We start from the raw sequence: 13,786 nt of genomic DNA, 5'->3' as shown, positions 1-13,786 counted from the left end.
GTTCGCCATCAGATGATTGCTCAATTACAGACAGGAATGTTCAGCTTGCGTCGGCATAACATGATGCCACCAGCGACATAGACTCCAGTCATCTGTCAGTCCACCTGACACCGCCAGTCATGAGAGGTTAGAGCAGGCCAATAGTGCTCTGCTGCAAAGAGGATTATCTAAAGTTCGATGCTAGTGTGGCTGTAATCAGTCTCATCGCTGGACATAATTCAGAAGCAATTTTTTTCGCTTTCGGTGTTGCCACAATACCCCTGCCCGAACGAGTAAAGAGCGGATCATTAAATTTGTCACGTAGCTTGACCAGCGAATTGCTTACGGCTGGCTGTGTTACGCCAAGACTCTTGGCTGCTAACGTTATACTTTGTTCCTTGTAAATACACATAAAAACCACCAATAAATTGAGATCGATGGATGCAAATGTGTCCTCGCGAATAGTCATGGCAGAGCTCTCAAATCCCCTTTACAGCATCGCTTTCAATGTTTTCACCAGCATTTCGATGGTGTATTCGCAGCGTTTGAAAAAAATGGATCGGGCCGAGCTTTTGGCAAGTAATCAATCCTGTGCGATGCAGCGTGCGCAAGTGATCGGACACGGTCGATTGGGCCAACTTGCACTTGCGCTCAATCTGGCCGGCACACACACCGAGCAGGAATGCATGTTCCTGCTGCGGAAAGTGTTTCTCTGGGTCACGGAGCCACTCAAGGATCAACCGGCGCTGGGGGCTGGCTAACGCTTTAAGAAGTAGATCCACTTCCGTAAGTTTACTGCGGGAGTTCACCATCAAGGTCGCTCAGGCGATGTTCAATACAGGCTTCAGCCACTGAATGAAATCTTCCACTTCTTCATTGGTGATTTCGTGGCCCATGTCGTACAGGTATGTTTCATGATGCACGTTCAGTTGGTGCAACCAGGCATCCGCTTTTTGTGCCCAAGACACGGGGAGCTTGTTATCACCATAGCCATGAGCAATAAACGCCGATAGCGAACTCAATGCTTGAGCGCTGGCAATGTGTGGTGCCAGCTCAGGGAGAATTCTGCCGCTGAACAAGCCAAAGCCTAGCACGCAATGAGGGGCGCTAAGCCCGACGCTTGCACTGAGAATACCGCCCTGGCTAAAGCCAGCTATCACTGTAGGCATTTGTGGTAAGGCAGTTACAAGCTCCACTAGTTTCTGGCGGCTGGTTTCCGCTTGCTCTTCAACGATCACCGGGCCTTCGTTGGTGAAATTTACCTGAAACCAGGCAAAGCCCTCAGCTGCGATTTGCAGGCGGCTGCGTACCAGCAATATTTCAATTCCTTCTGGGATAAAGCCGGAAAGGCCTGCCAGATTGGTTTCATTACCGCCTACACCATGCAATAGCAGGAGACGTGCACGAGGGGCAGCAGCACGGATTACCCGACGATAGACAAGGCCGGATTGCGGTTCTTGCTGCAGTTCTGAAATGGCTAGTGGCAGGTTCATGCTTGAGTAATCTCCTGAGTGGCGGTTGGGCTTTTGAACAGGTAGCTGTCCATAGCCAGTACGCCGTCGGCGACACCGCCCTCTAGCACATCCACGGCGTAGTGCTCGCCTGCGGCACCGAGCGCCAGAAATAGCGGCAACAAATGTTCTTCACTGGGGTGCGCACGCTCGGCCTCCGGGGCATTGCGGCGGTAGGCGAGCAGCGCTGGCAGGTCACCGGCTTGCAGGGCGTCACGGATCCAGTCGGAAAAACGCGCTACGTACTCAGCCGGGTCGCCGTAGTTGCTACGGAACTCATAAAGGTTATGGGTCAGACTGCCGGAGCCAATGATCAGCACGCCCTGATCGCGCAGCGGCTTGAGTGCCTGGCCAAGCTGCCAGGCACCCAATGGATTGAGCGGGTGGGGCATGGACACTTGGACCACCGGGATATCCGCAGTGGGCAATAGGTGCAGCAACGGCACCCAGGCGCCGTGGTCCAGGCCTCGATTCGATTCGGTAGTTGCGGCAATCCCATTGCGGGAAAGCAGGTTGCAGATTTGCTCGGCCAATGCAGGATTGCCGGTTGCAGGGTATTGCAGGCGATACAGTGCTTGCGGAAAGCCTCCGAAGTCGTGAATGGTTTCCGGCGCCTTGCTGCTGCCTACACGCACGCTCCCACGGGTCATCCAGTGAGGAGAGACGATTACGATGGCGCTAGGCCGTGGCAGCGCTCGGCCTAGCTCAGCCAGGCGTGCCCCGGCCTGGCCGGGTTCGATGGCAAAGGTTGGTGCTCCGTGGGACACGAACAACACTGGATAGGCCAGACTCATGGTTGAAATCCTGCTTAGATATTGGGGCCGCAGCAGCAAGAGGTGGACTGATCGGCGTTGCAAAGCGTGTGCGCCGCTCACTGACCTGCCTACCCACAGCGCACTGATTGGCTGGGGATGGCTCAAAGTTTATAGATTCGATTTTGGAGATAAACTCAGATATTGGTGAATAACTATCTCGAAAACCGGGATAATTGGCGGTCACTTGTCGACTCTTCAGGCCGCTGCCAGCCGGAGCGCTGAGCTACACATCAAGGTGCCAATATTGCCCCCTGCGCCTGGCCAGAACGCAGGTTGGTGAGTAGATCCCTGGTCGGCGGGCTCTAGTATTTGGGGGCTCCCTGGCTTTGTTACAGATCAGTCCGCGCTCATCGCTATGGCTGCTGAGTGGCACCCTGAGTTAATGGGGCTGGCGTTGATCAACCCCGCGCCAAGGTCGCGCAGTAGCTGTCCGTTCTGCCGTTAGCTGTGGCCATACAGCTTCAATAACTCGTCGACCAGGTAACGAATTTTGGGCCGCAGATGATTGCTCTTCGACCATAGTGCGTGGACCTCGACAGGCGCCGGTTCAAAGGGCTCGAGTACCGTAACAACAACCTGCTGGGCGATGTCCTTTTCAAATAGACAGAGCGGCATCTGGCAAATACCGAGGCCGGCTCGCGTGGCTTCAATCATCGCTTCGGCATCGTCAAACTGATAGGTCGGTGGTGGCGAGAACTTCAAGGATTGCCCGGCCTGGGCCATTTTCCAGGGCATTAGGCTGCCGCGGCGATAGCCGACGATGCTGCGGTGCTGGCCCATGTCCTCGAGCGTCAACGGCGTACCATATTCTTCCAGATAACCCGGCGCTGCACAGGTTACCCAGCGGTGTGACGTCAGGCGTCTGGCCACCAGGCCGGGGACGTTGTCGACGCTGCCAAAACGAATGGCCAGGTCGATACCTTCTTCCGTCAGGTCCACCAGTTGGTCGCTAAAGGTCAAGGTCAGTTGCAACTGCGGGAAGCGTTTGCTCATCTCCAGTAGCACCGGCAGTACCACCTGTTTACCGAACGCGACCGGCATGTCCACCCGCAAGCGCCCTGTGGGCACGCCTAACTTGTTGCCGAGGTTGCTCTCGGTGGCCTTGATCTCCTCCAGCGCATTGGACCACACGGTGAAGTAGGCCTCGCCATCCGGAGACAGGGACAAGCGGCGGGTCGAGCGATAAAACAGGCTGGTACCCACCCGTGCCTCCAGCCGTGCAATCGCCTTACCTACGGCCGACTTGGACAGCCCCAGGCGCTCGGCTGCCTCTGTGAAGGTCGCAGAGCGGGCGGTGGCGAGAAAAATATGGATGCCGCTGAAGGAATCTTCGGAGGTCATTGCCGTTTTCCTAGGCGCAAGAGTTGGTAGCAAATTACGCTACCTATCTGTGATTTCAAGGTTGTTTATCAGCTTGCTGCTCTACCTTAGCATGGCTGCTGACTCAGCAACCCTCTGCATCTATCGCATGGGGTTGGTCATTTACTTCTGTGAGGACGCCCCATGAAAGACGAAGTCATCAGCATTTTTACCCTAAGCCTGGCTCCGGAAGACTTCCCTGAATTTAAAACGCTGGTTGCCAAGATTGTCGCCGCTACGAGCGAAGAGCCTGGCACCTTGATGTACGAATACAGCGTCAACGAGGCTCGCACTGAGGTGCACATTATCGAGCGTTACCGTGCCGATGCTGTCGTTAACCATATTGAAGAAACCTTCGCGCCGTTCGGCGAAAAGTTTCTCGAGCTGGTGAAAATCACCAGCCTGCTAGTTTATGGCAACCCAGACGCGCCGACGCGCAAGCACCTGGATGCCTTTGGCGCGGTGTACATGAATCCGTTTGATGGGTTTACCCGGACCTGACACCGCCAGTCAGTAGCCGGCGGACAAGACCGCTGACTATTCAGCAACCGATCTAACCTGCCGGGTACTACCTGGCGCTAGAGGGTCAATACGCATGCACATCAATCTTGCCGGCAAGACCGCTTTGGTTACTGCCTCCACAGGCGGCATCGGCTTCGCCATTGCCCATGGCCTGGCGCTCACCGGCGCTATCGTGATCATCAACGGGCGGAGTGACAGCTCGGTCGAAAAAGCCCTGGCACGTTTGAGCGAAGCGGTACCGCAGGCCACCTTCAGCGGAGTCGCGGCTGATCTGGGCAATGCCGACGGCGTTGGCGTTCTTACAGCTGCGCTTCCCACCATCGACATTCTGGTCAACAACGCCGGCATCTATGGTTTGGCCGATTTCTTCGAGGCCGATGACGACTGCTGGGAAGACTATTGGCAAACTAACGTAATGTCCGGTGTTCGCCTGAGCCGCGCGTTGGTTCCAGCCATGGTCCAACGAGGTTGGGGTAGGGTGGTGTTTATCTCCTCGGAGTCAGCCCGAAATATCCCGGCCGATATGGTTCATTACGGCGTAACCAAGACGGCGCAACTGGCGTTGTCGCGTGGCTTGGCCAAACGTGTGGCCGGCAGCGGCGTAACCGTTAACAGCGTGCTGCCAGGCCCGACACTGTCTGATGGCTTGGCTGAGCTGCTCAAAGGAGAGTCTGCCCGCTCCGGCAAATCCTTGGAGGCCGTCGCTGCCGAATTCGTCATGACCCACCGTCCCACCTCGTTGATTCAACGTGCGGCCACGGTCGATGAGGTCGCCAATATGGTCGTCTATATCTGCTCCACCCAGGCGTCAGCCACCAGCGGCGCTGCGCTGCGGGTCGATGGCGGCGTGGTGGACGATATCCTCTGAACCCTTGACTACCTGGCACGTGTGTTCCGCACGGGTGACCTGAAGGTCACCGGCGCGCACGCTGTCAGTGAGTGAGCAGATCTCCAATCGATTCCGCTGCCAGTTGATACGAACGGCAACGCGCCGTCGGGTCGTAGATGCGCGCATCAATCATCAGTTCGTCTACGCCGGTGGTAGCACTAAACAACCACCGACTGAAGTCGGTGGGTTAGTGAATTACGGATTGAAAGTCCGGATACGCGTCGGCTGAACGACGCGTCGCATTAGTCCGGCTCCATCTTGAAATTATCGTTCGGGCTCGGCTCTGGCATCAAGTGACCCTCCACGATCCGGCACTCACGCTGCCTCGCCAACTCATGTAGCACCTCCCCCCAGGTGCTTGCGGATCGCTCCGAAGATCGCCTTCTTACGCCTCTTCGGGATGAATACAACGTGGTACTTACAGTCCCACTTCGTGTGAGCAAGGCTTTGGTAATCTCTCATTGGGTACCCCTATCTCTTGGTCGAGATAGAAGGTTCCTGATGACCGCATCACACGGTCAACCTCAAGGAGTCCCTCGGCTAAGCCGGGGGATTACCTTGTTTATTTAAGACTTGAAAGCCAAGCGGATAGATCGTCCAACTGCCTCGATATCCCATGCCCACTCGACCCTTTCATGTGCTGCGTACGCCGGACCGGGGCATGACACCAAGGCTGAAAAGCTTTCTGGATTTTACCCTTGCCAAGTTTGGCGAGAACCCGGCAAAGGCAACCTGGCCGAAAGCAGCGAGCGGTTAGTTACGTGCTGAACGTTTCAAGGCGAAGGCTCCGTCATCCAGCAGCGCCAAGGCCAGTGCAGTGAATGCCAGAAAGACCGGGTATTCCCAGCCACCATTGGCGTTGGTGAAGCTCCAGCCATTACCGAAGTGCACGCTTGCTGCCACCAGCAGTTGCACGGTGGCTAGGGCCGCTACCCAGCGAGCGAGTACACCAAGGATCAGGAACAGGCCGCCGACCACTTCAAAGGCAATGACCGGATAGGCAAGAAAGCCGGAGAAGCCAACGGACTCAAAGAAACCTGCTGTGCCGGCCGGGGTGAACACCAGCAGCTTGGTCAGGCCATGAGCGAGAAACATCACGCCAAGGATTAGGCGTAGTACCAGGGCGGCATAGGGGAGGGTGCGGCTAGCGGCGGTCATGGGTGTTTTCCAATACGGGGAGTGTGGGTTGCCCGGGGCCACAGCTGTTTCGGCCGTGGCGCCAGGCATTGGGTAAGTGGGAATTAACGATTGAGCCAGACCGGCGCGATCTGCGTGCCGAGCCCTGCGCCATAGCCGAGGTAGATGTTCAACCCGGCCAACGCTTCCAGATAACGCGCGTTTACCAAACCGCCGGCATCCACGGTTTTCCAACCCAGGCTTTGCGCAAGAGCAACGGCGGTTTGTTTGGCTCGTGCGCTATCGCTGGCCAGGAACACGCTGCCTTGCTGCTCGTTGGCAAATGTGGGACCGCTGGCCAGCACTTGGGCGAACAGGGTGTTGAAGCCCTTGACCAGCTCCACACCTGGCAGCGCCTTGGCGATTTCCTCCGCTGCACTGGTGCTGTGGCCGATGGTCAGACCCATGTAGTCGGCTGTCAGCGGGTTGGTGATGTCGATGACCACTTTGCCTTCGAGACTGCCCAGACTTTTCAGCGCGGTTAAGGCGTCCTGGTAAGCAGTGGCGACGATCACCACTTCGTTCTGGCCAAGGGCCTGATCAGCGGCGAATGCTTCGACGTTTTGATGCTGCGCGGCGAGGGCGTGCGCCTTGTCCAGATCACGGCCGGTGATACGAACATGGTGTCCAAACTGGGACAACTGTTGAGCGAAAGCCGAGCCCATGTTGCCGGTACCGATAAGGGTAATGTTCATGTCTTTTGCCTCGTGCTGTGTGTGATGGGATCCAGTTTAAAGATTCGATTTACGAGATAAACATGATTTAATGTGACTTATAGTTCCGATAAGTGAGGCAATAATGGATCGCGCGTTGGAGATGCAGGTGTTTTGCGCCGTGGTCGACAAGGGCAGCTTTGTCGGTGCCGTCGATGCGCTGGAAATGTCCAAGGCCGCCGTTTCCAGGCATGTAAATGCGCTGGAGGAACGCCTGGGCGTACGCCTGCTGCAACGCACCACGCGACGCTTATCACTGACCGAAGAAGGACGGGTTTTCTACCAGCAAGCGCGGGAAGTGCTGGCGTTGATGGGGGAGGCGGAAAGCGCTGTTTCTTCGGGCAACCATGAGCCTGCCGGCGTGCTGCGGGTCAATGCGCCGGTGAGTTTTGGTGTGTTGCACCTGGCGCCGCTGTGGACTGCCTTTTTGGAGCAAAACCCGAAGATTGAGCTGGATATCAGCCTGAACGATCGCCAGGTCGATTTGGTGGAGGAGGGGTATGACGTCGCGGTGCGCATCGCCCGGTTGGAAAGCTCTTCACTGGTGGGGCGCCGGTTTGCCAGCACGCGGATGCGCCTGTGTGCAGCCCCGAGCTACATCAAAAGCCATGCACCAGTAGAAGTGCCGCAAGACCTGGCCGAGCACCGGGTGATTGCCTATAGCAACTTTTCCAGTGGGAACGAATGGAGTTTTACCGGGCCCGATGGCGAGCATAAGGTCAACACGCGTTCGGTCATTCGCTGCAATAACGGTGATACATGCCGATCTATTGCGTTGACTGCTGGCGGCATTTTGCTGCAGCCAAGCTTTATGGTAAGTGAGGATCTTCGGCGGGGTGATCTGGTGGAGTTGCTACCGGAGTATCGCTCGGTAGAACTGGGTATTTATGCCGTCTACCCAACCCGCAAACACCTGGCATCCAAGGTGCGGGCATTTATCAATTTTCTGGTCGAACAGTTTGAGCAGGTCGACTGGGAGTCCGGCTACCCAGCACAAAAGAGCCAAGCCCGGGCTGCAAAGAAGATGTAACACTCCTTGCAGCCCACTGGCCATTAACGCCGAATGACCTTAGGTCTTCTTCGGATCGTCGCCGAACAGCTTGCCTGCACCGGCCCAATCCGATGGCGCCACGTCTTCAAAAATGACGTAGATGTAATTGGCATCGGTACCGGTGTTTTTCACGATGCTCTGGGTGATTTCTGCAGCGACAGCTTCCTTCGCGGCGTGGTCTTTTCCTTCGAACCAGCTGACTCGTACAACGGGCATGGAGTGATCCTCTATTCAGGTTGGGTTTAGCGCGATTAGGGCTAACCATGCGGTCAGTCCGGGCTCAGCCAATCAATGCAGCAGAGCAGTCGAGAGAGAATAGGAGAGATACAGAAGGCGATAAACACGCTGTAAATCGCCTATATGTAGAAATTATTTCTCCAATCAGCCCGCCATTTACCGGCGCACCGGCGATCAACAGTTGCTAAGTACCGCTAGGGGCTGTTGCCATTTCACATGGGTAGCCATAGGAAGGCACAGGCCATGGCCACCACGCTCTCGTAATTTCTCTTGAGCTTGTCGAATCGAGATGCCACCGCCCGGTAATGCTTCAGCCGGGCAAAGGCGTTTTCCACCAGGTGCCGATTGCGGTAAAGACCTCTGTCCAGATCCGCGTTGCCTTTCACGGAGTTACGCTTTCTCGGGATCACGGCCTTGGCCCCTTGTAGCTCAACCTGCTCCCGGATTCTCTCGCTGTCATAGCCCTTATCCGCGACGATGGTTTCTGCCGCCGGGAGCTTGGAAATCAACGCGGGTGCCTGAGTGCAGTCATTGATTTGGCCACCTGTGATTTCAAACTCGATGGGCAAGCCGTGGGCGTCCACCGCCAGGTGAATCTTGCTGGTATTGCCAGCTCGACTTTTCCCTATAGCCTCATCGTTGCCGCTGGCAGCGCCTGCACTGTGCTGTGCGACCTACTGTGGCGTAGTTGGAATTCCAGTTTCGTGCAGCTACCCCGCAGTTCATCTGGGGGTAGGTTGACGGGAAGCTCGCAGGCTGAGGCTTTCGGGACCACACCAGTGGAACACGCACTCATGTCGAACAACTACCTTGAAGCCAGGATGTGGCGCTATTGAGTCTCGGCGCGACTGGAGCCCAACTGGTGTCAGAGCAGGTGCCGTGTCACCGCTGCGCTTCGCGGATCATGTTACGGGCGATAACCACCTGCTGAATCTGTGTGGTGCCTTCGTAGATACGGAACAGCCGCACGTCACGGTAGAAGCGCTCAATGGCGTACTCGCTGACGTAGCCGGCGCCACCGTGGATCTGCACGCAGCGGTCGGCGACACGACCGCACATCTCGGTGGAGAACATCTTCGCGCAGGAGGCTTCGGTACTGACGTTCTTGCCCTCGTCGCGCTTGCGCGCGGCATCCAGCACCATGCAGCGGGCCGCGTAGATTTCGGCTTTGCTATCAGCCAGCATCGCCTGGATCAGTTGGAACTCCGCGATGGGCTGGCCGAACTGTTTGCGGTCCAGCGCATAGTGCAGGGCATCGTCCAGCATGCGTTCGGCTGCGCCGACACTCAGTGCAGCGATATGCAGGCGGCCCTTATCCAGCACCTTCATCGCGGTCTTGAAACCAACGCCTTCGACGCCGCCTATCAACTGGCTGGCGGGCACTCGCGCATTTTCAAAGATCACGTCGCAGGTATGGGCGCCTTTGTGGCCCATCTTGTGGTCCGTCTTGCCCAGCGACACGCCGGGTGTGCCGCGCTCAACGATAAAGGCGCTGATACCGGAGGCGCCTTTGATTTCCGGGTTGGTACGGGCCATCACCGTGTAAATGCCCGCGTGTGGCGCGTTGGTGATGTAACGTTTGGTACCGTTGAGGATGTAGCTGTCAGCGTCACGCACAGCATTGGTTTTCAACGAGCCCGCATCGGAGCCGGCATCTGGCTCGGTCAGGCAGAACGAGCTGAGCAGCTCGCCGCTTGCCAGTTGCGGCAGGTACTGGTTGCGCTGCTCCTCTGTACCGTCAAGCAAAATGCCGATTGAGCCAATGCCGTTGTTGGTGCCGATGTAGGAACGGAAAGCCGGTGAGGTGCGACCCAACTCGAAGGCGATGTTTACCTCTTCCTCCATAGTCACGCCCAGGCCGCCATAGGCTTCCGGAATCGTTAACCCGAACAGGCCCATCTCGCGCATCTGATCGACGATGTCCTTAGGGATCGCATCCGTTTCAGCCACCTCGTTTTCCCGAGGAATCAGTACCTCACCGACGAACTGGCGAAGAGAATCCAGCAGAATCTGCAGGGTTTCGGTATCACGGATCATGTGCGCTCCTCTGGGCCCGGAAGTGGGCCGATGTAGTACGGTGCACCGTCACCCTGAAGGGTTACCGAGCGGCGGCGCCGATGTTGTTAACCATGTTGATCAGGCGAGGCCCGATATCGTCAGTGAGCTTGTCCCGTGGAAGCTGGAAGCTCGGTCCACCGCAGTTGAAGGTCAGTAACCCGAACTGCGGGTGTAACAGCGGCACGGCGACTGAGTTGACGTCGCGGTGCCACTCGCCGATCGATAGGCAAAAGCCGTAATCGGTGTAATCGCGAAACGCGCGATCCAGGCCCTTGCGGATCACCGGCCACTGTGCTGCTTCGCGTTGGCGCATGTGGTCGAGGAGAAACTCTCGCTCGCTCTCTGGCATCGCCGCCAGGCATGCGCGTCCCGCCGAGCTTTGCGCCAGTGGCAAGTAGCTGCCGATCTGCCGCCGCATCGTGGTATTGCCTTGGCCCTGAACGACGTCCAGGTAAACCATCTGCAGGCGATCCCGGGCCGCCATTGCCACTGCGGCTTGAGCGTGATTGGCCAGCTCTTCCATCAGCGGGTGCGCCACCGAGCGAATCGACAGATTCGACAGCATGGCGTAGCCGAACCCCAGCACACCGACATCCAGCTGGTACTTGCCCGAGTGCACCTCACGCTTGAGGCAGCCAAGGCGCATCAGGGTGTTGGTCAAGCGCGTCACGGTCGGCTTGGGTAGCCCGGTCATCCGCGCCAGTTCCTGATTGCCCAGCACGTTGTCGCGCGGGGTAAAGCACCGCATCAGCTCCAGCCCACGTGCCAGCGCAGTCACGAACTGGCCGCTGGTTTCGTCCTCACTCGACGCACTGGCCGGGTCGAGCATGCCCATCTTCAGTAAAGCGATTTCATCCGCTCCAGTGCTGCTCTCAGCCTTCTGCTGATCCGCTTTGTTGCGTGCCATGGTAGAACCTCATTTTTGGAAATTGCAAGCAAATAAAAGTACGTTTCGTCAGGCGAAATTATATTTGAGCCGAGATGAAATGCAAAACGCTCATTTTTAGATAGATAATATATTGATTAATAAAGAAATAATAAAATAGTTCAGATTTCTGATTTACATGAATTCGCGACCCTACCTATGATATCTCGTAAATACGAAATGCAATTTCGTATAGCGAAACGTGTTTAGAGGTGGGTATGAGTCACGAACCTGAATCTGTAGTGAACCTGGAAATTCGAGAAGACGGCGTTGCCGTCGTACGCATCGACCGGCCAGAAGCCAAGAACGCGCTCAATAGCGCGGTGCGTGAACAACTCGCCGAGCACTTTCGGGCACTGGCTCGCAATGGGCAGGTGCGGGCGATTGTACTTACCGGCGGTGACACCTGTTTTGTGGCCGGAGCCGATATCCGCGAGTTTGCCCAAGCGCGCCCGATTGAAATGTACCTGCGCCATACCGAGCTGCTGTGGGAAGCCATCTCCCGCTGCCCCAAGCCGGTCATCGCTGCAGTGAATGGTTTCGCCCTTGGCGGCGGCTGTGAGCTGGCCATGCACTGCGACATCATCGTCGCCGGCGAGTCGGCGCGCTTTGGCCAGCCAGAAGTCAAACTCGGCCTGATGCCGGGCGCCGGCGGTACTCAGCGTCTGATCCGCGCGGTCGGCAAGTTCCAGGCAATGCGCATTGCCCTTACCGGGTGCTTGGTCTCGGCCCAGCAAGCCTTGGCCATGGGCATGCTGAGTGAAGTGGTGGGCGACGAGCAGACCATTGTCCGTGCACTAGAGCTGGCCACTGAAATCGCCGCCTTGCCGCCGCTAGCCGTCGCGCAGATCAAAGAAGTGATGCTGGCCGGTGCTGACCTGCCGCTGGAGAGCGCGCTGGTGTTGGAGCGCAAGGCCTTCCAATTGCTATTCGATTCGAGCGACCAGAAAGAGGGCGCTCAAGCCTTCCTGGAAAAACGCAAAGCGATCTTCTCAGGAGAATGAGCGATGACACGTGAAATTAACCGGATGGCGGTTGTTGGCGCCGGAGTCATGGGTACAGGTATTGCTCAGATCGCCGCTCAGGCGGGCATTCGCGTCACGCTGTTTGATAGTCGCGAAGGCGCTGCGCAGGGCGCCCGCGAAAGCTTGAAAGGCACGTTGGACAAGCTGGTCGACAAAGGCAAGATTGCCAACGCCGATGCGCTGGCCACGCTCTCCCGCGTGCAAGTGGCGAGCGCCCTTACGGAACTGAGCGACGTCGACCTGGTAGTGGAAGCCATTATCGAGCGCCTCGACGCCAAGCAGGGCTTGCTCGCCGAGTTGGAAGCCGTGGTTGCCGATGACTGCATTCTGGCTACCAACACCTCATCGCTCTCCGTCACCAGCATTGCTCGCAATTGCCGACTTCCCCAACGCATCGCTGGCTTTCATTTTTTTAACCCTGTGCCGCTGATGAAAGTGGTGGAAGTCATCGATGGTCTGGCGACTGACCCGCAGGTAGGCGACAGCCTCCGAGCCCTGGCTGCCCGCATGGGGCATAGGGGTATTCGGGCGAAGGACACACCAGGGTTCATCATCAATCACGCCGGCCGTGCATATAGCACTGAGGCTTTGCAAATTCTCAAGGAAGGCGTAGCCGAACCCGCCGAGGTAGACCGTATCCTGCGCGAGGGTCTGGGTTTTCGCATGGGGCCCTTGGAGCTGTTTGATCTGACGGCTCTTGATGTTTCCCATCCAGTCATTGAGTCGATCTACAACCAGTTCTACCAGGAACCGCGGTATCGGCCTGCAGCGCTAACACGCCAGATGCTGGATGCCGGCTACGTCGGGCGCAAGGTCGGGCGTGGGTTTTACCGATACGCCGACGGCCAGATGATCGATCCACCCGCCGCACAGGCAGTACCTGCGCTGGAAGCATTTCCGCCGGTTTGGCTTGGCACTGAAAACCCCGAGGATCGTGCACGTTTCACCGAGCTTCTTCAGCAGGTGGGCGCGCGGGTCGAAGAGGGCACGGTCCCAAGCAGCGAGGCCCTGTGTTTGCTGGCACCTTACGGTCTGGATGCCACCGGCGCCGTCGGCCTGTTTGGCACCGATCCTGAGCGCACGGTGTGCATCGACCCGCTGCTGGATATCGCCCGCTACCGCACGCTGATGCTAAATCCCGCTACCCATGCCGACATGCGCGATGCCGCCCATGCGCTGTTGGGCCGCGATGGCGTGGGCGTCAGTGTGATCAATGACAGTGTCGGCTTTGTGGCCCAAAGGGTACTGGCCATGATCGTCAACCTGGCGGGCGATATCGTTCAGCAGCGTATCGCCAGTGTCGATGACCTGGATGAAGGCGTGCGCCGTGGTCTTGGTTATCCGCAAGGTCCGCTGGCCTGGGGCGATAGTGTCGGGCCCAAGCGTTTGCTCACCACTCTTGAACGCATGACCGAACTGACGGGCGATCCCCGTTATCGGCCGGGTCCCTGGCTGCGGCGACGGGCCGCCTTGGGCCTTTCATTGCGTCACAACGAACCACTCCCGACTGAACCTCAACGCTAGGA

Annotated in this window: 14 protein-coding genes and 3 pseudogenes; 5 read left to right on the top strand and 12 right to left on the bottom strand. The window is 57.5% G+C overall.

Going from position 1 to position 13,786, the window contains the following annotated elements:
• Nucleotides 1-163: 163 nt before the first annotated feature.
• From ACIGDJ_RS00810 to ACIGDJ_RS00790, 5 genes are all read right to left on the bottom strand, one after another.
• Entirely contained in the window at nt 164-448 is a 285-nt protein-coding gene (locus tag ACIGDJ_RS00810) for a LysR family transcriptional regulator (RefSeq protein WP_071576115.1), read from the bottom strand.
• A 10-nt stretch (nt 449-458) separates the two neighbouring features.
• Nucleotides 459-791 (bottom strand): helix-turn-helix transcriptional regulator, encoded by a 333-nt coding sequence (locus ACIGDJ_RS00805; RefSeq protein ID WP_223194054.1) that lies wholly within the window; start codon nt 789-791, stop codon nt 459-461.
• Nucleotides 792-800: 9 nt separating this feature from the next.
• On the bottom strand, nt 801-1,472 hold the full coding sequence (locus ACIGDJ_RS00800; RefSeq protein ID WP_023048077.1) for an alpha/beta hydrolase: 672 nt from the start codon (nt 1,470-1,472) through the stop codon (nt 801-803).
• Nucleotides 1,469-2,284 carry a class III extradiol ring-cleavage dioxygenase gene (locus ACIGDJ_RS00795; RefSeq protein ID WP_023048078.1) on the bottom strand — a complete coding sequence of 272 codons (816 nt, stop codon included), beginning with the start codon at nt 2,282-2,284 and terminating at the stop codon, nt 1,469-1,471. Before ACIGDJ_RS00795 ends, ACIGDJ_RS00800 begins: the two co-directional genes overlap by 4 nt.
• A 462-nt stretch (nt 2,285-2,746) precedes the next feature.
• Nucleotides 2,747-3,646, bottom strand: a complete 900-nt coding sequence (locus tag ACIGDJ_RS00790; RefSeq protein ID WP_023048079.1) for a LysR substrate-binding domain-containing protein — start codon at nt 3,644-3,646, stop codon at nt 2,747-2,749.
• A gap of 162 nt (nt 3,647-3,808) precedes the next feature.
• On the opposite strand from ACIGDJ_RS00790, the gene ACIGDJ_RS00785 reads away from it, so the two are divergent.
• Nucleotides 3,809-4,165, top strand: coding sequence for a putative quinol monooxygenase (locus ACIGDJ_RS00785; RefSeq protein ID WP_023048080.1), 357 nt, complete (start codon nt 3,809-3,811; stop codon nt 4,163-4,165).
• 94 nt (nt 4,166-4,259) lie between these two features.
• The gene (locus ACIGDJ_RS00780) at nt 4,260-5,054 is read left to right on the top strand and encodes an SDR family NAD(P)-dependent oxidoreductase (RefSeq protein ID WP_023628975.1); all 795 of its coding nucleotides are present in this window, start codon (nt 4,260-4,262) and stop codon (nt 5,052-5,054) included.
• Nucleotides 5,055-5,362: 308 nt separating this feature from the next.
• Here ACIGDJ_RS00780 and ACIGDJ_RS00775 read toward each other — a convergent pair.
• The 3 genes and pseudogenes from ACIGDJ_RS00775 to ACIGDJ_RS00765 all read right to left on the bottom strand — a co-directional run.
• Nucleotides 5,363-5,537: pseudogene (locus tag ACIGDJ_RS00775) on the bottom strand (transposase); the annotation flags it as partial.
• Between the two features lie 291 nt (nt 5,538-5,828).
• Nucleotides 5,829-6,233, bottom strand: coding sequence for a DoxX family protein (locus tag ACIGDJ_RS00770; protein ID WP_023048084.1), 405 nt, complete (start codon nt 6,231-6,233; stop codon nt 5,829-5,831).
• Between the two features lie 83 nt (nt 6,234-6,316).
• A pseudogene (locus tag ACIGDJ_RS00765) lies at nt 6,317-6,961 on the bottom strand (NADPH-dependent F420 reductase); the annotation flags it as partial.
• A gap of 88 nt (nt 6,962-7,049) precedes the next feature.
• Here ACIGDJ_RS00765 and ACIGDJ_RS00760 point away from each other — a divergent pair.
• Nucleotides 7,050-7,994: a LysR family transcriptional regulator gene (locus ACIGDJ_RS00760; RefSeq protein ID WP_023048086.1), complete on the top strand. Its 945-nt coding sequence runs from the start codon at nt 7,050-7,052 to the stop codon at nt 7,992-7,994.
• A gap of 39 nt (nt 7,995-8,033) precedes the next feature.
• Here ACIGDJ_RS00760 and ACIGDJ_RS00755 read toward each other — a convergent pair whose 3' ends face one another.
• The 4 genes and pseudogenes from ACIGDJ_RS00755 to ACIGDJ_RS00740 all read right to left on the bottom strand — a co-directional run bounded on the left by ACIGDJ_RS00755 (nt 8,034) and on the right by ACIGDJ_RS00740 (nt 11,217).
• Nucleotides 8,034-8,231, bottom strand: a complete 198-nt coding sequence (locus tag ACIGDJ_RS00755; RefSeq protein WP_023048087.1) for a 4-oxalocrotonate tautomerase family protein — start codon at nt 8,229-8,231, stop codon at nt 8,034-8,036.
• A gap of 233 nt (nt 8,232-8,464) precedes the next feature.
• Nucleotides 8,465-8,920 (bottom strand): annotated as a pseudogene (locus ACIGDJ_RS00750) (IS5 family transposase); the annotation flags it as partial.
• 214 nt (nt 8,921-9,134) lie between these two features.
• Nucleotides 9,135-10,289 (bottom strand): acyl-CoA dehydrogenase family protein, encoded by a 1,155-nt coding sequence (locus ACIGDJ_RS00745; protein ID WP_023048089.1) that lies wholly within the window; start codon nt 10,287-10,289, stop codon nt 9,135-9,137.
• Between the two features lie 61 nt (nt 10,290-10,350).
• A complete protein-coding gene (locus tag ACIGDJ_RS00740) occupies nt 10,351-11,217 on the bottom strand; it encodes an IclR family transcriptional regulator (protein WP_023048090.1) in 867 nt (288 codons plus the stop codon).
• 236 nt (nt 11,218-11,453) lie between these two features.
• Between ACIGDJ_RS00740 and ACIGDJ_RS00735 the strand changes: the two genes are divergently transcribed.
• Both ACIGDJ_RS00735 and ACIGDJ_RS00730 read left to right on the top strand, forming a co-directional pair.
• Nucleotides 11,454-12,239: an enoyl-CoA hydratase gene (locus tag ACIGDJ_RS00735; RefSeq protein WP_023628973.1), complete on the top strand. Its 786-nt coding sequence runs from the start codon at nt 11,454-11,456 to the stop codon at nt 12,237-12,239.
• A 3-nt stretch (nt 12,240-12,242) separates the two neighbouring features.
• Complete coding sequence (locus ACIGDJ_RS00730) at nt 12,243-13,784, top strand: 3-hydroxyacyl-CoA dehydrogenase (protein WP_023048092.1); 1,542 nt, start codon at nt 12,243-12,245, stop codon at nt 13,782-13,784.
• The last annotated feature ends 2 nt before the right edge of the window (nt 13,785-13,786 follow it).

The sequence above is a fragment of the Pseudomonas sp. NPDC079367 genome, from assembly GCF_044542195.1.
Lineage (GTDB): Bacteria > Pseudomonadota > Gammaproteobacteria > Pseudomonadales > Pseudomonadaceae > Aquipseudomonas.
This window is presented reverse-complemented; position numbering and strand designations above follow the sequence as displayed.

What these genes read in the sequence shown, in the direction of transcription:
- ACIGDJ_RS00755 (WP_023048087.1), bottom strand. Translation starts at nt 8,231, where the DNA reads ATGCCCGTTGTACGAGTCAGCTGGTTCGAAGGAAAAGACCACGCCGCG.
- ACIGDJ_RS00730 (WP_023048092.1), top strand. Translation starts at nt 12,243, where the DNA reads ATGACACGTGAAATTAACCGGATGGCGGTTGTTGGCGCCGGAGTCATG.
- ACIGDJ_RS00780 (WP_023628975.1), top strand. Translation starts at nt 4,260, where the DNA reads ATGCACATCAATCTTGCCGGCAAGACCGCTTTGGTTACTGCCTCCACA.
- ACIGDJ_RS00785 (WP_023048080.1), top strand. Translation starts at nt 3,809, where the DNA reads ATGAAAGACGAAGTCATCAGCATTTTTACCCTAAGCCTGGCTCCGGAA.
- ACIGDJ_RS00810 (WP_071576115.1), bottom strand. Translation starts at nt 448, where the DNA reads ATGACTATTCGCGAGGACACATTTGCATCCATCGATCTCAATTTATTG.
- ACIGDJ_RS00735 (WP_023628973.1), top strand. Translation starts at nt 11,454, where the DNA reads ATGAGTCACGAACCTGAATCTGTAGTGAACCTGGAAATTCGAGAAGAC.
- ACIGDJ_RS00745 (WP_023048089.1), bottom strand. Translation starts at nt 10,289, where the DNA reads ATGATCCGTGATACCGAAACCCTGCAGATTCTGCTGGATTCTCTTCGC.
- ACIGDJ_RS00805 (WP_223194054.1), bottom strand. Translation starts at nt 791, where the DNA reads ATGGTGAACTCCCGCAGTAAACTTACGGAAGTGGATCTACTTCTTAAA.
- ACIGDJ_RS00795 (WP_023048078.1), bottom strand. Translation starts at nt 2,284, where the DNA reads ATGAGTCTGGCCTATCCAGTGTTGTTCGTGTCCCACGGAGCACCAACC.
- ACIGDJ_RS00800 (WP_023048077.1), bottom strand. Translation starts at nt 1,472, where the DNA reads ATGAACCTGCCACTAGCCATTTCAGAACTGCAGCAAGAACCGCAATCC.
- ACIGDJ_RS00790 (WP_023048079.1), bottom strand. Translation starts at nt 3,646, where the DNA reads ATGACCTCCGAAGATTCCTTCAGCGGCATCCATATTTTTCTCGCCACC.
- ACIGDJ_RS00760 (WP_023048086.1), top strand. Translation starts at nt 7,050, where the DNA reads ATGGATCGCGCGTTGGAGATGCAGGTGTTTTGCGCCGTGGTCGACAAG.
- ACIGDJ_RS00770 (WP_023048084.1), bottom strand. Translation starts at nt 6,233, where the DNA reads ATGACCGCCGCTAGCCGCACCCTCCCCTATGCCGCCCTGGTACTACGC.
- ACIGDJ_RS00740 (WP_023048090.1), bottom strand. Translation starts at nt 11,217, where the DNA reads ATGGCACGCAACAAAGCGGATCAGCAGAAGGCTGAGAGCAGCACTGGA.